Genomic DNA, 18871 nt, shown 5'->3' on the forward strand with positions numbered 1-18871 from the left:
AAAAGACTGCGACGGCGCATGCGCGGCGGTCGACGTTTGCGTGGGCGATTGGGGGGAGTGGGTGCGCGCGGCGTAGCCTGCTGTATCCGCGAACCGGTTGGCGGACGACCATTTGACGAAGGCAAGCGCGGAGACGCCGGCAATACCCAAGACGATTAAAGCAATTTCCATTTAAGGCCTCATAATATTTGGACCGCATAATGGGTAATAAACTCATAGTTTTCGGGTATTTGCCACCTTTAACAACGTGATTTTCGAAAGTTCACGTATGGCTAGAATTTGGGAAAGGTGCTGGCGCATTTAACAGGCGTTTCGGGTCGATTGTGCGGTTTCCCAAACCGCTGGAAACAACATGAACGCGATATATGCGTTGCCCTGCGTTCCGAGGCATGGCGCAGGTGCCGTATTCGAATTGTCCGAGGATAAGATGCCCGAGCCCGTTTAAGACCCACCCGACAGAACCGTTTTCCATCGGGTGGGGAAGGGCAGGTATCAGGCCGTTGCGGCCTTCGCGGCAACTGCCGCCTTTTCGCTGCGTGCAAAGAACACGTAGTAGAACACTGGCGCGGCGATCATGGTCAGGACCGTTGCGAAGGCAAGGCCGCCCATGATGGTCACGGCCATCGACTTGAAGAACGCGTCGTTGATCAGTGGCACCATGCCCAGAATGGTCGTCGCAGCCGCCAGAACAACCGGACGCAGACGCGAGGTTGAGGCGGTGACGATGGCTTCGCGCAGGGGCACGCCTTCGCGCCGGACGATGTCGATTTCTTCGACCAGCACGATGCCGTTCTTGATCAACATGCCCGACAGGCTCAGCAATCCCAGCAGCGCGGTAAAGCTGAACGGATAGCCCGTTGCGAGCAGGCCGATCACAACGCCGTTCACCGACATCGGCACCAGCAGCCAGATGATCAGCGCCTGACGCATGGACATGAACAGCAGGATGGTGATGACGAACATGATCAGGAAGCTGGAGGGCAGGGCACCCCCCAATGCGGCCTGCGCCTTGCCCGAACTTTCGAATTCGCCGCCCCATTCCATGCGATAGCCGATGGGGAGTTTCATCGCCTCGATGGTGTCGACGATTTCAAGGCGTGCCTTGGTTGCGCTGGCACCGGCGGGCAGATTGGCCTTGACCGTCAGGGTCAACAGGCGGTCGCGGCGGTAGATACGGGTGTTTTGCACTTCGTAAGTGTAGCCGTCGATCACTTGTTCAAGCGGCACATATCCGCCCGCGCTTTCGGAAAACACCACCTGATCCGAGATCGAATAGTCCGCATCGCGGCTGGCGCGCACGATGATCGGTATCTGGCGGTCATCCTCGCGGAACACCCCCGCGTTGATACCGTCGGTCGCGAACAGCAGCGAGGACGCCACGTCTTCGCGGGTAATGCCAGCGGTTTGCGCGCGGTTGGTGGCATAGACGGGGCGGATAACGATTTCCTGCTCCAGCCAGTCGTTGCGCACATATTGCAGCGTGTCCGTCGCCTCCGCGATCCGTTCCATCGCCTCGTCACCGAGCTGGCGCAGGACGACCGGATCGTTGCCGGAGAAGCGGACCTCGATCGGATCGCCACCACCTGGGCCAAAGACAAGCCGCCGCGTGCGCAGTACGCCTGCGGGCAGTTCGGCCTTGCCGAATTCCTCGATCTCGGCAGCGAGGGCAGGGATGTCATCAAGGTTATGCGTGCGGATCAGCATGTGCGCATAGCTTGGGTTGGCCTTTTCCGCCGCATAGGTCAGCACGAAGCGACCCGCGCCTTGACCGACATAGGTGGTGACAGCAGACACTTCGTCGCGCTCGGCCAACCACGCCTCAAGGATTTTCATGTCATCCGACGTGGTCGAAATCTCGGTGCCTTGGGGCAGTTGGTAATGCACAAGGAAGATCGGCGTGCTCGAGTCCGGAAAGAACTGTTGCTTGATCGACCCGAACATGGCGAAGCAGGTGACGGTAACGCCCACCAGCGCGGGGATCACGATCCAGCGCGCTGTCAGGGCGGTACGCACCAGCCCCGCATAGCCGCGGAAGAAGAAACCGGCATAGGGGTCCGCACCATCATCCGCGCCACGTTTGAACAGATAGTGGCCCAGCAACGGCGTGACCGTCAGCGCCAGTACCCAAGACAGCAGCAGCGAGATGCCGATGACCGCAAAAAGCGAGAACAGGAATTCGCCCGTCGCATCGTTACTCAGGCCAATGCCTGCAAAGGCCATGATGCCGATCACGGTCGCGCCCAGCAGGGGGATCGACGTCTTGCCCGCCACTTCATCCGCCGCCTCGCGTGAGGATTTACCGCGCTGCATCGAAATCTGCATGCCTTCGGCAATCACCAGCGCGTTGTCGACCAGCATGCCCATCGCAATGATCAGCGCGCCCAGCGAAATCCGCTCAAGCGAGATGCCGAACTGGAACATGAACAACACGGTGCCCAGAACGATCAGGAACAGCGTGACCCCGACCACCACAGCCGACCGCCAGCCCATGGCCACGGCCAGAACCGCGATCACGATGGCCACCGACAGCAGCACGTTCAGGATGAACCCTTGCGAGGCTTCGTCCACCACGATGTGCTGCTGGTAGATCGGGTGCAATTGAACACCGACCGGAATTTCGCTGTCGAGTTCGGCCAGTTTGGCGTCCACCCGTTTGCCCACGTCCACGATGTTTTCCGTGGACAGGCCCGCCACCCCAAGGGTGAAGGCCTTGTCCCCGTCATGGCGCACCAGCACTTGAGGGTCTTCGCTTAGCCCGCGATAGACATTGGCGATGTCCGCGACATTCACCACTTCGCCTTGCGCGCCGATGGTCAGCCCTTCGATCTGGTCGATGCTATTGGACCCTTCGGGGCGCACCAGCCGTGTCGATCCCAGCGAACCCGCTGGCGTTACCGCGTTGGCGTTCGCAATGGCGTTCACAATCACGCCGGGGGCGAGGTTCTGGTTCGCGGTCAGCGCGAGGTCGGTGTCGACATAGATGACCTCTTCGGGCAGGCCCGAGACCTGCACATCGGCCACCCCTGTCACGGTCAGGATTTCACGGCGCAGGAAGGTCGCCAGATCGTGGGTTTCCGCATCGCTTAACCCGTCGCTGGTCACGGCGTAGTAGATGCCGAACACATCACCGAAACCATCATCGACCACAGGCGTGCCGACGCCTTGGGGCAGAGATTTGGCCGCATCACTCACTTTGGCGCGCAGGTCGGTCCAGATAGCTGGCAATTCGTCACCGCCAAAGGTGGACAGGATTTCAACCTCGATCACCGACGCCCCGGGGGAGTTGATGGATTTGATCGTGTCGAGTTCGCCCATTTTCTGGATGGCGGATTCAAGTGGCTCGGTGACTTCCTCGGCCACTTCGGCAGCGGTCGCACCCGGATATTGGGTGACGATAACCGCCTGTTTGATGGTAAAGCTCGGGTCTTCGAGGCGACCAATCGACAGAAAGCCCCAGATGCCGCCGAACAGGCAGGCGAGGATGATCATCCATGTCAGGATTTGCTTGTCGATGGACAGGCGGGCGATGTTCATTTTACTCGCTCCTTACTGGCCGAAGGTGCGAAAGCGGCGCACGCGTTGGCCGTCTTCCAGCAGATCCGCGCCCATGGCGACGACTTGCGCGCCGTCCTCAAGCCCTTCGATCACCTTCATTTCGCCCGAGGGCAGCGGCTCGACCTCCAGATCAACGCGGCGCACCACGCCGATGTCGGCGCCGTCGCTATCGGCCTCGAACACAAAGGCGGAAAGATCGCCCTCGGGGTTCGCGACAAGCGCTGTGGCAGGCAGGGTCAGGGACGCGCCGCCATCGTTCAGCGTCGCCATCACTGTCACCGACGATCCGGGCAGGACGACCATGCCTTCGGGCGGCGTCATGCCAAAGGTCAACTGGAACGTCTGCCCTACAACCGAGGTCTCTGCGTTGAATTCGCGCAGCTCAAGCGGGTAGGTCGTGTCACTGCCGGGAAAGCGTGCAGTGACAGTTACGTCCGCGTCGGAGCCGACCTGCTGGAACATTACTTCGGGCACCGCGATTTCGATGCGCAACTCGGACATGTCATGCAGGCGGATGACTGTGGTGCCCGCGCTGATCGTGGTGAAATTCTCGACAAAGCGTTCGGCGACCAGCGCGTCATAGGGGGCGTGGATCGTCGCGTGCTCTAGGTCCACTTCGGCTTTGCGGGCGGCGACGCGGGCAAGGGCGGCATCAGTAATCGCGTCTTCGAGGGCAACCTCGCTAACCGCGCTGCCTTTCAGCTTTTCATACCGGTCGACCTGACGTTCTGCCTGTTGCTGTTGCAAGCGGGCCTGTTCGACCGCCAGTTCGAAATCGGTCAGATCGAGGCGGGCAATCACGCCGCCTTTCGGGGTTACCTGACCTTCGATGGCGGGGAATTCGACGATCTGGCCACCGACCTGAAACGACATATCCACCGTCTGGCGCGCGACCACCTGACCAAAGAACTGGCGGGACATGCCGCGCGATTCAGAGGAAACGGTCGTCAGTTTGACGGGTTTCACCGCGGCGGCATCCACCGCGTCCTGAGCCAAAGAGGCGCCCGCCACGGCGGACATGAAAAGCGTGAGTATCGCAGTGCGCAACATCGTGTTCACTTCCTTGCCGCCACTGCGGCATATCTGAAATAGGTCTGGTTTGCGGTCTGGTACTGCTTGCATCATATGTCATCAACCTTGATCGAACGCGCCGGTAAACAGTCCGGCAATTGCCCTGTCTCTGCGCATCTGGCTGCCTAAAAAAACAGCCCTCCCAACGCCGCACCGACGGGCCAAGTACAGCGACAGGGACATGGGTTCGAATGCCGTTCGCAGGGCGGACGACTCGTTGAGGATCAGATGATACGCAAGGCTATCGCGCACCAGATGCCCAAACGCGCATTAGATGCGCGTTGATGCGACAAGTCGAACCTGCTACCGCAGGCATATGCAGCATTGGACCGAACTCAGAACCGCCCTTGTCCTTGCCCGTCTTGGCACGGTGAGTGCAGCGGCCGAGGCACTTGGCGTGCACCGCGCCACGGTGAACCGCCATGTGGACACGCTAGAGGCCGAGTTTCAGGCCCCGCTGTTTTCGCGCCACGCGCGGGGCTATACGCTGACCGATACGGGCAAGGAGATGCTGGAAATCGTCGGGCGCGCGGACGAGATGTTTACCGACCTGTCAGGCCGCAGCCGCGGGCGGGCAGGGCAGCTATCGGGCGATCTGGTGGTGACGGCCCTTGCGGGTGTGGCACCGCTGGTCATGCCCGCGATCCGCAGTTTCCGCCGCGCCCACCCGCAGATCGAGATCGAGTTCGCCGCCGGTGCCAGCCTTGCCCGCCTTGAATATGGCGAGGCGCATGTCGCCTTTCGCGCAGGGACCAAGCCGGACACGCCGGATTACGTGGTCAAGCTGTTCCGCGAGGTGCGCTTTGGCCTTTATGCCAGCCGCGACTTCATTGCCCATAGCGGCCCCGTGACGCCTGACCGCTTTTCTTCGCGCACGTTCATCGGCGCGCGCGAAGGCGTGACGCGTCTGCCTTATCACAACTGGCTTGGCCGCGCGGTCGAGGCGGACGAATTCGCGCTGTTCACCAGTGACCAGCAGGCGGTGAATAGTGCGGTGTTGGAAGGAATCGGCGTCGGGTTTCTGGCGGAACATGACGCGGTGGACAAACCGGAGCTGGTCGAGATCCTGCCCCCGACGCAGGAACGCGCCGCCTCGATCTGGGTGGTGACGCATATGGACCTGCACAGAACGGAAAAAGTGCAGGCCTTCCTCAAGTGTATTTGACGCCGAAGGTGGGCGCGTAACCACCAGCCCCGCCACATCGTGCAGGGCCGGTGGTTGTTACACTATCAACCCAGATCGTTGCGCCCGCGGATCGCTTCGATCACGGCGGCAGTCACGTCCTTGGTTGTGGCGGTGCCGCCCACATCAGGGGTCAAGATACCGGCGGCGCAGACGCGATCGACGGCGTTCATCAAATGCGTGCTCGCCTTGGCCTCGCCCAAATGGTCGAGCATTTGCGCGGCAGTCCAGAAGGTCGCCACAGGGTTCGCAATCCCTTTGCCCGCGATGTCAAAGGCCGAGCCGTGGATCGGTTCGAACATTGACGGAAAACGTCGTTCGGGGTCAATGTTTGCGGTGGGCGCCACGCCAAGGCTGCCTGCCAGCGCGCCCGCCAGATCGGATAGAATATCGGCGTGCAGGTTGGTGGCGACGATGGTGTCGATGCTTTGCGGGTTGAGGGTCATGCGCACGGTCATCGCATCGACCAGCATCCGGTCCCATGTGACATCGGGGAATTCCTGCGCCACCTCGGCAGCGATTTCGTCCCACAGCACCATACCATAGCGTTGCGCATTGGATTTGGTGACCACGGTCAGCAGCTTGCGCGGACGCGACTGCGCCAGCGAGAATGCATAGCGCATGATGCGGGTGACGCCGACGCGGGTAAAGATAGACACTTCGGTTGCAACTTCTTCGGGCAGGCCTTTGTGGGTGCGCCCGCCATTGCCGGAATATTCCCCTTCGGAGTTTTCGCGCACGATGACCCAGTCCAGATCACCGGGACCGACATCGCGCAGCGGTGCCTTGACCCCCGGCATGATCCGCGTAGGCCGCACGTTGGCATATTGATCAAAGCCCTGACAGATCGGCAGGCGCAGCCCCCACAAGGTGATGTGGTCGGGCACATCGGGCGCACCGACCGCGCCAAAATAGATCGCGTCGAAGGGTTTCAGCTGCGCCAGACCATCCTCGGGCATCATCACGCCGTTGCGTTTGTAGTAATCCGATCCCCAGTCAAAGGTCGTGATGTCAAAGGACATGGTGCCAAGGTGGTCGGCAAGGGCTGTCAGCACCTCTTTGCCCGCGTCAATCACTTCGGGGCCGATACCGTCGGCGGGGATCGCGGCAATCTTGTAGGTCGTCATCTGGAAATCTGCCTTATGGGTCTGAAAGGGGGTAGGGCGCTGGCGCTGTGCAGGCTGGCGGGTCGCGCCCTTATCCGCGTCTTGATCCGGTCAGCGCAATCAAATATTATTATATATAATCGGTGAATAATGGGAGCGGCGATGGAACTGCGGCAATTGCGATGCCTTCTGGCCGTGGCCGACACGCTGCACTTTGGCCGTGCGGCGCAGAACATGAAGATGCTTCCGGCGTCTTTGGGGCGGCACATCAAAAACCTTGAGGAACATCTTGGCGGGCGGTTGCTGGTGCGCACCACGCGCAATGTGGCCCTGACCGAGGCGGGGCAGGAATTTGTCATCGCCGCGCGCGAGATCGTCGCGCGGGCCGACCGGCTTGAGGCGACCTTTCGCGAGCGCACCCAACAGCAGGGCGCGGTACTGCGCATCGGGGTGATCGACAGCGCGGCGGCGGGCCTGATGCCGCAGCTTTTGCCGCGGCTAAAAGAGGCGCTGCCCGATATGGCCTTCGAGATGAAAGAGCAAAAGACCATCCGCCTGCTACCGCGTATTCTGACGGGCAGTCTGGACGTGGCCATCGTGCGCCCGCCGGATGTGCCCGATGCGCGGCTAGAATTCCGCCATCTGTTCAGCGAAAGCCTTGTGGTGGCCATGCCCGAGGATCACGCCCTTGCGGATAAACCCGTGCTGCGGGTGCAGGATATGGTGGACGAACCGCTGATCGTGCCGGACCGCCGCTCGCGCCCGCACAGCCATGACCTGACCATGAAACTGTTTCTTGAGGCGGGGTTAAGCGCGCGGGTGGCGCAGATCGCCGAGGAAAAGCAGACCATCGTCAGTCTGGTCAGCACGGGCGTGGGGCTGGCGATTGTGCCCAAATGGGTGTCGCGGCTGGGCATTCGCGGGGTAAAGTTCACCCCGCTTGCATTGCCGGACGATGGCGCGTCAAAAGAGTTGCGCCTGTCCGCCGTGTGGATGCGCGACACGCGCCATGCGACCCGCGACGTGTTCCTGCAGGTCTTGCAGGACAGCCGCGAAATGCTTGCGCAAACAGCGTGATGATAGATTGTGCAACTTAATTGTATAAATAACTTCGCATCGGGAATCGGGTTTACACACACAGGTCCATCGCCCACATTCAAGTACTGACGCAGCGCGGCGGGCCTTTCAGGAAGAGGGCCAGTTGCCGCTTGCTGCGGAAAAAAGGTTTCTGGGAGGATTGAACCTGATGACACTGTTGACAAAAATCACTGCGCTGGCGGCCACGGCTGCGATCAGCGCGACAGCCGTCTATGCGGACGGCCACGAAGACCGCACAGGCTGGCCCGAAAGCTTTACCGTCGGCACCGGCTCGCAAGGCGGCACATATTTCGGCTACGGCTCCGGCTGGGCAGGGATCGTGTCCGAAGTGCTGGGCGTGAACGGCGGCGCGGAAGTGACCGGCGGCCCGATGCAGAACATGGCGCTTGTGCACTCCAACGACCTTGCCTTTGGCATGACCACGATGGGCCCTGCAGCGGAATCCATCAACGGGACCAACCCGATCGCACCCGGTCTGCAAATGACAGGCGCGTGCGCGATGTTCCCGATGTACCAGACACCGTTCTCGATCACGGTTCTGAAATCCTCGGGCATCAACTCGGTCTCTGACATTCCGGCAGGCGCAGCCATCGGTTTCGGCCCCGCGGGTTCCACATCCGACACCTACTTCCCCCGCATGATGGAAGAACTGGGCGTCGAATTTGACCGCCGCAATGGCGGCTGGGCCGACCTTGGTGGTCAGCTTCAGGATGGTCTGCTGGACGTGATCGCCTTTGCTGCCGGTGTGCCGGTGCCAGCGGTGTCCCAGCTTGAGGTCCAGACCGAGATCAACATCCTCGAGTTCACCGAAGAAGAGCAGGCCCAGATCATCGAAGCCTTCCCTGTCGCGGCCTTCGAAATCGCTGCCGACAGCTACACCACACTCGAAGCGCCAGCGCGTTCCGTGTCTATGTGGAACTTCGCCATTGCCAACTGCGACCTGCCAGAAAGCTTTGTCTACGCGGTGGTCGATGCGGTTATGTCCGACAATGAGCGGATGGTGGCAACACACCGTGCGGCGCGTTCGTCCCTGCCTGAGTTCTGGGACAAGAACACTGTCATGAAATGGCACCCCGGTGCGGCAAAATGGTTCACCGATAACGCCGGTGCCTCCATTGACGCAGGCATGATCCACGGCGGATAACACCCGCGCAAGGGCCGCAACCGGCCTTGTAACACGCAAACTGCCTGCGCCTTTTCACCATGGGCGCAGGCATTCTTGTATAAGACCTGTGAACCGCAAAGGCGACGGGGTGGCGATATAAGCGGGGGATGCTTTCGTGACTGATCAATCCAATTCTCAACACAGCGTGACGGACGATATTGTTCTTGCCGAAGGCGTCGACGAAGAACCGGTAGAGCAGAACCGCCGAATGTTCAGTGGCACCTCTGCCATGTTGATCGCGGCCTTTGCGACCGTCTACGCGGCGTTCCACATGATCGCGTTGAACGGTGTGTCGCTGTCGTCGATGACGGGGATCGACATCGGGTTTCTGCCGCAATTCCCGCTTGAGACTTGGAATTTCCGCATCATCCACATCGCGGGCGCACTGGCGCTCGGGTTTCTGGTCTTTGCCTCGCACACGTTTTCCGAAACGGACGCGGCTCGGGGCCGGTCGATGGTGCTATCGGCCATCGGTGCAGCCTTGGCAGTTTGCGCCTGTGTGGCGGGTATCACGGCCATCGGCTTTGTCGGGCTGATCAATTCGGGCACGTTGCCTGAAATGGGCGGGCTGACCACGTGGGCGGCCTTCCCGGGTACAGACATTTACGCCTCCGAAGTGCGCTGGTTCGGCATTCCGCTGCTGGTGGCGACCTTTGGCGCCATCGTTCTGGGCTGGGTCGAACGTAGCAACCGCAGCGCCTTTGTCGTGGGGGATATCGCGCTGGCGATCTGTGCGATCGTGGTCGCGGTCTATTTCGTGGCGATCTACGGCACGGCGGCGCGCAATTCGGTTGGAACGGCCTTTGTGCCCATCGGGGTTGCATTTGCTGCCACCGCAGGGGCCGCGATGATCATGGAGCTGACGCGCCGTGTGGCGGGCCTTGCCCTCGTGATCATCACCGGTGTCTTCCTGCTGTACACATTCACCGCGCACCTGATGCCGGGCATTCTGGCAGTCACCAACGCCTATTCATGGCAGCGCTTCTTTGGCCATGTCTATTCCGACGCGGGTATCTTGGGGCCAACCACGGCGGTGTCGTCGACCTATATCATTCTGTTCATCATCTTTGCGGCCTTCCTGCAGGCGTCCAAGGTTGGCGACTATTTCGTGAACTTCGCCTTCGCCGCCGCGGGGCGTGCGCGTGGCGGTCCGGCCAAGGTGGCGATCTTTGCGTCCGGTTTGATGGGCATGATCAACGGCACCTCGGCAGGCAACGTGGTGGCGACAGGATCGCTGACCATCCCGCTGATGAAAAAGGTCGGCTATCATCGCAAGACAGCCGGCGCGATTGAGGCCGCAGCTTCCACAGGTGGGCAGATCATGCCGCCGATCATGGGGGCAGGGGCCTTTATCATGGCCGAGATCACGGGCATTCCCTATACCGACATCGCCATCGCGGCGATCATTCCGGCGGTTCTGTATTTCGTGTCGATCTACTTCATGGTGGATTTCGAAGCGGCCAAGCTGGGCATGCGCGGCATGCGCGAGGACGAGTTGCCAAAGTTCAACAAGCTGGTGCGGCAGGTCTATCTGTTCATCCCGATTGTGATCCTGATCGTGGCGCTGTTCATGGGCTATTCCGTGATCCGTGCCGGTACGCTGGCCACGGTTGCGGCGGCGGTTGTGTCGTGGCTGACACCGCACCGGATGGGGCTGCGGTCGATCCTCAAGGCGTTCGAGCTGGCCGGTATCATGTCGATCCAGATCATCGCAGTCTGTGCCTGTGCGGGCATCATCGTCGGGGTGATTTCCCTGACCGGTGTGGGCGCGCGGTTCTCGGCGCTGCTGCTGGATCTGGCGGGGGTCAGCCAGTTGTTGGCGCTGTTCTTTGCCATGTGTATCGCGATCCTGCTGGGAATGGGTATGCCGACCACGGCGGCTTATGCGGTGGCGGCTTCAGTCGTCGCACCCGGTCTGGTGCAATTGGGCATTCCCACGCTGACCGCACACTTCTTTGTATTCTACTTTGCCGTCCTGTCGGCCATCACGCCGCCCGTGGCGCTGGCCAGCTATGCGGCGGCGGGCATTTCGGGGTCCAACCCGATGGAGACGTCGATGGCCAGCTTCAAGATCGGGATCGCCGCGTTCATTGTGCCGTTCATGTTCTTCTACAGCTCGGCCATCCTGATGGAGGGCGACTGGTTCATCGTGCTGAAAGCGGCCGTGACTGCGACCTTCGGCGTGTTCCTGTTGTCGGCTGGGGTGCAAGGCTGGTTCTTTGGCGCGCGCGCGGCATGGTTCATGCGGATCGGCATCGTTGTGGCCGCGTTGTTCATGATATCGGGCGGGTTGGTCACGGACCTGATCGGGGTCGCGATGTTTGCCGCGCTGTTCTTTGTTCAAAAGGTCATCGCGCCCGCACCGGACGCGCAGATTGCGGTCAAAGGCCTCGACTAAACAGCGTTAAACGATCCCGAGCGGCTAGCAATAGCCCTCGGGCCCGTTCCACTGACCTTGGGAATAGCGATCACCATGCGCCCAGCCCGAGGGCATTATGGTGTCGAGCGCATCCATCACCTCATCCGTCATCTTGAACGCACTGGCGGCTGCACATTGGGTCAGGTGTTCGGCTGTGCGCGTTCCCGGGATCGGGATCACCCGTGGCCCACGGGCTAGGCACCATGCCAGCGCCAGCGCGGCGGGCGTCGTGCCACAATCCGCGGCAAGGGCGCGGAACTTGGTGACATAGGCCATGTTCATCGCGAAATTCGGCGCGGTAAAACGCGGGTTCTTGGCGCGGAAATCCATCTCGCCAAATCCGCTCGGGTCCAGATCGACATTGCCGAAAATCCCGCGTCCCAGCGGCGCATAGGGCACAAGCGCCACGTCCAACTCTTCGCACGCGCGGCGCAGGCCAAGGTCGGGCTGGCGCGTCCACAGGGAATATTCACTTTGTACCGCATCCACGGGGCCAACTGCCACGGCGCGGCGGAGTGTGGTGGGCGCGATTTCGGAAAAGCCGATGCCGCCGATCTTGCCTTCCTGCTTCAGGGCCAGAAGGGTGTGCATCACGTCTTCCACCTCGACCTCGGGGTCGCGGCGGTGGACATAGAACAGATCGACATGGTCGATCCCTAGACGCCGCAGTGACCCTTCAAGTTCGCTGCGCAGATAGTCCGCCTTGTTGTTGAAACCGCGATTGCCATGTTCCTTGTCGCGCCAGATGCCCGCCTTGGTCGCGATGGTAAAGTCGCCCGCGTCGCCCTTCAGGAAAGACCCAATGATCTCTTCTGACAGACCCAGCCCGTAGACATTCGCCGTATCAAGGAAATCGATGCCCAGATCGCGGGCGCAGGCCAGTGTCTCATGCGCTTGGGCCTCGCTTGAGGGGCCGTAAAATCCGGCAAAGCTCATGCAGCCCAGACCGATTTCGGAAACACTCTTGCCAGAGCGGAGCAGGGTACGGCGTTTCATGGCGGATCCTTTTAATATGCGCGGTGTTGCGTGCGGGTGTAGCGCGAAATCGCGCCGGAAACAAAACCGCGCGGGGACACGCGGATGCCCGCGCTGACGCTATCACGCAGCAGGGGTGGTGCAAGCCCTTGGCGATACTGGCGCATCCCCCTATAGAGATGCCACACAGACCATTCGAAAGGCATGCACCATGCGCCGCGCCACCCAGACCCGAACCACGGCCGAGACCGATATTTCCGTTAAGTTGAACCTTGATGGCACCGGAATCTATGACAACCAGACGGGGGTCGGGTTCTTTGATCACATGCTGGACCAGTTGGCACGCCACGCGTTGATCGACCTGACCGTGCGTTGCACGGGGGATCTGCACATTGATGACCACCACACGGTGGAAGACGTGGGCATTGCCATCGGACAGGCGCTGACGGCTGCGCTTGGCGACAAGAAGGGCATCCAGCGTTACGGCTCTTGCCTGTTGCCCATGGATGACGCGCTGGTCCGCACGGCGCTGGACCTGTCGGGTCGCCCCTATCTGGTGTGGAACGTCGATCTGCCAACCTCCAAGATCGGCACTTTCGACACTGAACTGGTGCGCGAGTTCTTTCAGGCGTTTTCGACCCATGGCGGCATCACCCTGCATGTGGACATGCTGCACGGGCTGAACAGCCACCACATTGCCGAGGCGGCGTTCAAATCGGTGGCGCGTGCGCTGCGGATCGCGCTGGAAGTGGATCAACGTATGGCTGATGCCATCCCCTCGACCAAGGGCGCGCTATGAGCCTGACGGCCCTGATTGACTACGAAAGCGGCAACCTGCACTCGGCGGAAAAGGCGTTCCAGCGCATGGCGCAGGATATCGGCGAGGGCACGGTTGTCGTGACCTCGGACGCGGATGTGGTGGCGCGGGCCGACCGCATCGTGCTGCCCGGTGACGGGGCATTTCCGGCTTGCGCCGCAGCACTGCGCGGGACTGGCGGTTTGTACGATGCGCTGGTGGAGGCGGTCGAGACGCGCGGTCGCCCCTTCCTTGGCATCTGTGTCGGGATGCAGTTGATGGCCACATGGGGCCGCGAATATAGCGACACCGAAGGGCTGGATTGGGTCGGCGGTGAAGTCGTGCCGATCACGCCCGCAGACGCTGCGTTGAAAGTGCCGCATATGGGCTGGAACGATCTGGTTCTGGACGCGCCGCACCCTGTCTTTGACGGGGTGAAGGATGGCGATCACACCTATTTCGTGCACTCCTACCATTTCGAGGTGGCCGATCCCGCACAACGTCTCGCTCATGTGGATTATGGCGGCGATGTCACGGCGGTGATCGGGACAGGCACGATGCTGGGCATGCAGTTCCACCCCGAGAAAAGTCAGGATATCGGCTTGCGGATGATCCGTAACTTCCTGACGTGGAAACCTTAATCCAGACGGAACGGTTCGGGCAGGTCGCGCAGGTTGCGCGCCCCCAACTGCCCCATGCAGGATATCAGATCAGCCTTTAGGATATGGGCAAGATGCGCAGGCCCTTCGGCCCCGAGCGCGCCGAGCGCATAGTGCCACGCCCGCCCGAGCATCACGAAATCCGCACCCGAGGCCAGTGCGCGCAGGATATCGAGACCACCTTCCACGCCACTGTCAAAGATGATCGGGCAGGTGGTGGCGCTGCGGATATCGGGCAGCACCTCGATACTGGCGGGGGCGGCGTCGAACTGGCGGCCTGCGTGGTTCGACACCCAGATCGCATCGACGCCCAATGTCTCAAGCTGGGCGGCATCATCGGCGCGCAGCACGCCCTTGACCACAAAGGGACCGTCCCACGCATCGCGCAGCCATTTCACATAGTCCCAGTCCGGTGCTGTGCGCAGCAGATATCCCACATGCGCGGTGACCGGCAGGTTTTCCGCCGCAGGGGTGGTATAGGCGTCAAGCATCCGCATATGCGGCATCCCGCGCTTGGCCATGCCCATCGCCCATGCGGGGCGTCGTGCGACCTGCGCCAGCAAACGCGGCGTCAGGCGCGGCGGGTTGGTCAGGCCGGACCGTGTCTGGCGTTCCCGCCGCGAGGCGACAGGCACATCCACCGTCAGCACCAGTGTCTTGAACCCCGATGCGCGGGCGCGGTCCAGCATGTCGCGGCGGATGGTTTCATCGCGGGGCGGGTACATCTGGAACCAGCCATGCGCGCCCAGATCGTCCGCCACATCCTCGGGCGCTTGGGTCGCGACGGTCGAGATCGTATAGGGAATATCCAACTGCGCCGCCGCCCGTGCCAGCAGGCGTTCCGCATCGGGCCACATCAGGCCGGACATGCCCACAGGCGCAATGCCGAAGGGCAGGGGCAGGGTCTCCCCCATCAGGTTGACCGACAGATCGGGGGCAAATTCGCCATGCAGGATCGACGGCATCAGCCCGACCCGATCCAGCGCCATCCGGTTGCGCGCGCGCGTTGCCTCGACCCCCGTGCCGCTGTCGAGGTATTCCCAGACAAATTTGGGGATGCGCGATTGTGCGCGTCGGCGCAGATCGGCAAGGGCGGGATATGAGGTGTCGCGTGTCATGGCGCCATGTGACGCAGGGCGGCGGGCACTGTCCAGCCCCTTCAGATTTGCCAGAGATTTAAATCATTTTTTAAGGGACCATGGGCCAATGATGATGCACGCATCGCGCCGCAGCAAAGGGGATTTTCCATGCAGGCACTTATTGTCGACACCATGACATCGCGCAGGGATCACAGCCTTATCAAGCTGATGGAGGCCGGTGTTCATGTGACCGGCACCGGCAATGTCGCCGTGGCCGAAACCTGTATCCTGCGGCTGGGGGTCGATCTGCTGGTGGTGGACAAGGCGACGGTGGGGGATGCGTTGGGCGACATCCTTGGCATGGCCGAAGAACGCAATCCCTTTGTCGTGTCGATCCTGCGCACGCCGGATGTGACCGTCGATCAGGATGATCTGTCGCCGCATTTTCCATCGCTGCACTGTGTTGTCGGCACGGATGTGCCAAGTGCCATGGCGGTCAAGCTGGGGGTTGCATCCTTGCGCGCGCAGCTTGGCCCTGCGCCGCTGATGTGGCGGGCGCGCCCTGTTCCTGAGTCGTTGCCCGCACAGGGGGCAGAGGCGCTGCCCGCCCTTGCTGGCGTGCACTAGGCGGCGCGCGAAACCCCGCGACAGCGGCAAAGAACATAGCCGGAACAGCTTTCTCTTTTCTTGGGCGCGCGCTATAACCCCGCCCATGAGCAGTTTTGACGAATTTGACGCCTTTGAGGGCGCATCCCTGTCCGCGCGCGCCATGGCAGCGCGGCCCCAGCCCTATCTTGACGGGTTGAACCCTGCGCAACGCGAAGCAGTGGAAAAGGCCGATGGGCCTGTTCTGATGCTGGCGGGCGCCGGTACGGGCAAGACGCGTGCGCTGACGGCGCGGATCGTGCATCTGCTGAACACGGGGCGGGCGCGCCCGAACGAGATCCTTGCCGTGACCTTTACCAACAAGGCCGCGCGCGAGATGAAAAACCGCGTCGGCGCGATGCTGGGTGGTCAGATCGAAGGGGTCCCATGGCTTGGCACGTTCCACTCGATCTGCGTCAAGCTGCTGCGGCGGCATGCGGAACTGGCGGGATTGAAAAGCAACTTCACCATTCTGGACACGGATGACCAGATCCGGCTGCTCAAACAGTTGATCCGCGCCGCAAATATCGACGACAAACGCTGGCCTGCGCGCCAGTTGGCGGGGATCATTGACGGCTGGAAAAACCGCGCCCTGACGCCGGACAAGGTGCCTGCCAGCGATGGCGGGGCCTACAACCACAAGGGTGTGGAACTTTACGCGCAATATCAGGCGCGGCTGAAAGAGTTGAACGCCTGTGATTTCGGCGACCTGCTGTTGCACATGGTTACGATCTTTCAGGACCATCCGGACGTACTGGCGCAGTACCAGCGCTGGTTCAAATACATCCTCGTGGACGAGTATCAGGATACCAACGTCGCCCAGTATCTGTGGCTGCGCCTGTTGGCCCAAAGCCACAAGAACATCTGCTGCGTGGGCGATGACGACCAGTCGATTTATGGCTGGCGCGGGGCCGAGGTGGGCAACATCCTGCGGTTTGAAAAGGACTTTCCGGGCGCGCATGTTGTCCGGCTGGAACAGAACTACCGCTCCACCCCGCATATTCTGGGCGCGGCTTCAGGCGTGATTGCGGGCAATCAGGACCGGCTGGGCAAGACGCTGTGGACCGACAAAGATGACGGCGAAAAGGTGCGTCTGATCGGCCATTGGGACGGAGAGGAAGAGGCCCGCTGGATCGGGGACGAGATTGAGTCGGCCCAGCGTGGCACCCGCGGCATGGATCCGGTCAGCCTTGATAACATGGCAATTCTGGTCCGTGCGTCGCACCAGATGCGCGCGTTTGAGGACCGGTTCCTGACCATCGGACTGCCCTATCGCGTGATTGGCGGGCCGCGTTTTTACGAGCGGTTGGAGATTCGCGACGCGATGGCCTATTTCCGCGTGGTGGTCAGCCCCGAGGATGATCTGGCCTTCGAGCGGATCGTGAACACGCCCAAGCGCGGCCTTGGCGACAAGGCGCAACAAACGATCCAGATCGCGGCGCGCAGCAATGGTGTGTCGCTGGTCGAAGGGGCGCGGATTGCGGTTGATCAGGGTCTGATCAAGGGCAAGGGCGGCACCGAATTGCGCACGCTCGTGGACGGAATCGCGCGCTGGAACAGCAAGCTGCGCGGCCCGCGGATCGAAGTGGTGCAGGATGACAGTGTTATCGACGAAGGCCTTGCGCCCTTGCGCAGCGAATACGGCCCGCCCCCGATCAGCCATGTGGAACTGGCCGAGGTGATTCTGGACGAAAGCGGCTATACCGCCCATTGGCAGAACGACAAAACGCCCGAAGCGCCGGGGCGGCTAGAGAACCTCAAGGAACTGGTCAAGGCCTTGGAAAGTTTCGAGAACCTGCAAGGGTTTCTGGAACACGTGTCGCTGATCATGGACAACGAACAGGACGATGCAGGGGCCAAAGTGTCGATTATGACCCTGCACGCGGCCAAGGGGCTTGAGTTCCCGATGGTGTTCCTGCCGGGGTGGGAAGACGGGTTGTTCCCGTCGCAGCGCAGCATGGATGAAAGCGGGCTGAAGGGCCTCGAAGAGGAGCGCCGCCTTGCCTATGTGGGTATCACGCGCGCCGAAGAGGTCTGTACCATCTCTTTCGCGGCCAACCGTCGGGTATTCGGGCAGTGGCAGTCATCGCTGCCCTCGCGGTTCATTGACGAATTGCCCGCAGAGCACGTGGATGTCCTGACCCCTCCGGGGCTTTACGGGGGCGGATACGGCGCGGCGGCACCGTCGACGGAGTCCAATCTGCACAAGGCGGCGGCGGACGCGAATGTTTACAACTCGCCTGGTTGGCGGCGTTTGCAGGAACGGTCCGGCACGCGCCCCGTGTCGCAACCCGCCGAAAGCCGCAACAGCGTGATCGACCTGACGGCTGTGTCGAGCTTTACCATGGGCGAACGGGTGTTTCACCAGAAGTTCGGCTATGGCGCGGTGGTGGGGATCGAGGGCGACAAGCTTGAAATCGACTTTGAAAAGGCCGGCGTGAAAAAGGTCGTGTCCCGTTTCATCTCAAGCAGCGACGACATTCCGTTTTAAGTTACGATCACGAAAGTGATCGCAACTGGTGGCAAGGATAGCTTCTGAAAGAAGCGGTCAGCCACACAGCCGATCCATAGAGAACAACGGCCCCCGATCACGAGGGTGATCCGCGCGGCACCTTCGCCCTACGCCCCTCAAACCCCCAAGAATCGAAAACGGCGACCCCTGGGAGGAGGGGCCGCCGCTTCTGCTTCACCGCTTGTCAGGTCAGGGAGGAGGAAGACCCGCCAACCGGTGTATCGCGTTGCACCATTCGGTGCGGAATTTGGGTACGGCGACCCCTGGGAGGAGGTAGGGGCCGCCGTGCTTACAACATCGACAGGTCAGGGAGGAGGAAGACCTTGGCGATGTATGTCGCTGCACCATTCGGTGCGGAATTTGGGTACGGCGACCCCTGGGAGGAGGTAGGGGCCGCCGCGCTTACAACATCGACAGGTCAGGGAGGAGGAAGACCTTGGCGATGTATCGCGTTGCACCGTTCGGTGCGGAATTTGTGTACGGCGACCCCTGGGAGGAGGTAGGGGCCGCCGTGCTTACAACATCGACAGGTCAGGGAGGAGGAAGACCGTGGCGATGTATCGCGTTGCACCATTCGGTGCGGAATTTGTGTACGGCGACCCCTGGGA

Annotated in this window: 13 protein-coding genes; 8 read left to right on the forward strand and 5 right to left on the reverse strand. The window is 61.5% G+C overall.

Annotated elements, in window-relative coordinates; translation table 11 throughout:
- Window positions 1–492 precede the first annotated feature (492 nt).
- The gene (locus AC6GQJ_RS17175; RefSeq protein WP_500770480.1) at window positions 493–3534 is read right to left on the reverse strand and encodes an efflux RND transporter permease subunit; all 3042 of its coding nucleotides are present in this window, start codon (window positions 3532–3534) and stop codon (window positions 493–495) included.
- Between the two features lie 12 nt (window positions 3535–3546).
- Window positions 3547–4605: an efflux RND transporter periplasmic adaptor subunit gene (locus AC6GQJ_RS17180; RefSeq protein ID WP_500770482.1), complete on the reverse strand. Its 1059-nt coding sequence runs from the start codon at window positions 4603–4605 to the stop codon at window positions 3547–3549.
- 337 nt (window positions 4606–4942) lie between these two features.
- Between AC6GQJ_RS17180 and AC6GQJ_RS17185 the strand changes: the two genes are divergently transcribed.
- Window positions 4943–5791: a LysR family transcriptional regulator gene (locus AC6GQJ_RS17185; protein WP_500770484.1), complete on the forward strand. Its 849-nt coding sequence runs from the start codon at window positions 4943–4945 to the stop codon at window positions 5789–5791.
- Between the two features lie 65 nt (window positions 5792–5856).
- Here the strand turns inward: AC6GQJ_RS17185 and AC6GQJ_RS17190 are convergent, their stop codons facing one another.
- On the reverse strand, window positions 5857–6936 hold the full coding sequence (locus tag AC6GQJ_RS17190) for a tartrate dehydrogenase (protein WP_500770486.1): 1080 nt from the start codon (window positions 6934–6936) through the stop codon (window positions 5857–5859).
- Between the two features lie 141 nt (window positions 6937–7077).
- Between AC6GQJ_RS17190 and AC6GQJ_RS17195 the strand changes: the two genes are divergently transcribed.
- The 3 genes from AC6GQJ_RS17195 (at window position 7078) to AC6GQJ_RS17205 (ending at window position 11576) form a co-directional block, all read left to right on the forward strand.
- The gene (locus tag AC6GQJ_RS17195) at window positions 7078–7992 is read left to right on the forward strand and encodes a LysR family transcriptional regulator (protein ID WP_500770488.1); all 915 of its coding nucleotides are present in this window, start codon (window positions 7078–7080) and stop codon (window positions 7990–7992) included.
- A 169-nt stretch (window positions 7993–8161) separates the two neighbouring features.
- A complete protein-coding gene (locus tag AC6GQJ_RS17200; RefSeq protein WP_500770490.1) occupies window positions 8162–9157 on the forward strand; it encodes a TAXI family TRAP transporter solute-binding subunit in 996 nt (331 codons plus the stop codon).
- Window positions 9158–9293: 136 nt separating this feature from the next.
- Window positions 9294–11576, forward strand: a complete 2283-nt coding sequence (locus AC6GQJ_RS17205) for a TRAP transporter permease (protein WP_500770492.1) — start codon at window positions 9294–9296, stop codon at window positions 11574–11576.
- Between the two features lie 24 nt (window positions 11577–11600).
- On the opposite strand, the gene AC6GQJ_RS17210 is transcribed toward AC6GQJ_RS17205, so the two are convergent.
- Complete coding sequence (locus AC6GQJ_RS17210) at window positions 11601–12593, reverse strand: aldo/keto reductase (protein WP_500770494.1); 993 nt, start codon at window positions 12591–12593, stop codon at window positions 11601–11603.
- Window positions 12594–12783: 190 nt separating this feature from the next.
- Here AC6GQJ_RS17210 and hisB point away from each other — a divergent pair, with 190 nt between their 5' ends.
- Both hisB and hisH read left to right on the forward strand, forming a co-directional pair.
- On the forward strand, window positions 12784–13371 hold the full coding sequence (hisB, locus tag AC6GQJ_RS17215; RefSeq protein WP_500770496.1) for an imidazoleglycerol-phosphate dehydratase HisB: 588 nt from the start codon (window positions 12784–12786) through the stop codon (window positions 13369–13371).
- Window positions 13368–14009, forward strand: a complete 642-nt coding sequence (gene hisH, locus AC6GQJ_RS17220) for an imidazole glycerol phosphate synthase subunit HisH (RefSeq protein ID WP_500770498.1) — start codon at window positions 13368–13370, stop codon at window positions 14007–14009. The genes hisB and hisH overlap by 4 nt, the downstream gene beginning before the upstream one ends.
- On the opposite strand, the gene AC6GQJ_RS17225 is transcribed toward hisH, so the two are convergent.
- The gene (locus tag AC6GQJ_RS17225) at window positions 14006–15145 is read right to left on the reverse strand and encodes an alpha-hydroxy acid oxidase (RefSeq protein WP_500770500.1); all 1140 of its coding nucleotides are present in this window, start codon (window positions 15143–15145) and stop codon (window positions 14006–14008) included. The genes hisH and AC6GQJ_RS17225 overlap by 4 nt on opposite strands.
- Before the next feature lie 129 nt (window positions 15146–15274).
- Here AC6GQJ_RS17225 and AC6GQJ_RS17230 point away from each other — a divergent pair, with 129 nt between their 5' ends.
- Both AC6GQJ_RS17230 and AC6GQJ_RS17235 read left to right on the forward strand, forming a co-directional pair.
- Entirely contained in the window at window positions 15275–15733 is a 459-nt protein-coding gene (locus AC6GQJ_RS17230) for a hypothetical protein (RefSeq protein WP_500770502.1), read from the forward strand.
- Between the two features lie 85 nt (window positions 15734–15818).
- Complete coding sequence (locus AC6GQJ_RS17235) at window positions 15819–18242, forward strand: ATP-dependent helicase (RefSeq protein WP_500770504.1); 2424 nt, start codon at window positions 15819–15821, stop codon at window positions 18240–18242.
- Window positions 18243–18871 lie beyond the last annotated feature (629 nt).

This window comes from Tateyamaria sp. 7Alg 36 (genome assembly GCF_059882455.1).

Excerpts from the sequence above, each read along its gene's own strand:
- AC6GQJ_RS17175 (WP_500770480.1), bottom strand. The coding sequence starts at position 3,534 with ATGAACATCGCCCGCCTGTCCATCGACAAGCAAATCCTGACATGGATG.
- AC6GQJ_RS17235 (WP_500770504.1), top strand. The coding sequence starts at position 15,819 with ATGAGCAGTTTTGACGAATTTGACGCCTTTGAGGGCGCATCCCTGTCC.
- AC6GQJ_RS17180 (WP_500770482.1), bottom strand. The coding sequence starts at position 4,605 with ATGTTGCGCACTGCGATACTCACGCTTTTCATGTCCGCCGTGGCGGGC.
- AC6GQJ_RS17190 (WP_500770486.1), bottom strand. The coding sequence starts at position 6,936 with ATGACGACCTACAAGATTGCCGCGATCCCCGCCGACGGTATCGGCCCC.
- hisB (WP_500770496.1), top strand. The coding sequence starts at position 12,784 with ATGCGCCGCGCCACCCAGACCCGAACCACGGCCGAGACCGATATTTCC.
- AC6GQJ_RS17185 (WP_500770484.1), top strand. The coding sequence starts at position 4,943 with ATGCAGCATTGGACCGAACTCAGAACCGCCCTTGTCCTTGCCCGTCTT.
- AC6GQJ_RS17195 (WP_500770488.1), top strand. The coding sequence starts at position 7,078 with ATGGAACTGCGGCAATTGCGATGCCTTCTGGCCGTGGCCGACACGCTG.
- hisH (WP_500770498.1), top strand. The coding sequence starts at position 13,368 with ATGAGCCTGACGGCCCTGATTGACTACGAAAGCGGCAACCTGCACTCG.
- AC6GQJ_RS17210 (WP_500770494.1), bottom strand. The coding sequence starts at position 12,593 with ATGAAACGCCGTACCCTGCTCCGCTCTGGCAAGAGTGTTTCCGAAATC.
- AC6GQJ_RS17200 (WP_500770490.1), top strand. The coding sequence starts at position 8,162 with ATGACACTGTTGACAAAAATCACTGCGCTGGCGGCCACGGCTGCGATC.
- AC6GQJ_RS17225 (WP_500770500.1), bottom strand. The coding sequence starts at position 15,145 with ATGACACGCGACACCTCATATCCCGCCCTTGCCGATCTGCGCCGACGC.
- AC6GQJ_RS17230 (WP_500770502.1), top strand. The coding sequence starts at position 15,275 with ATGCAGGCACTTATTGTCGACACCATGACATCGCGCAGGGATCACAGC.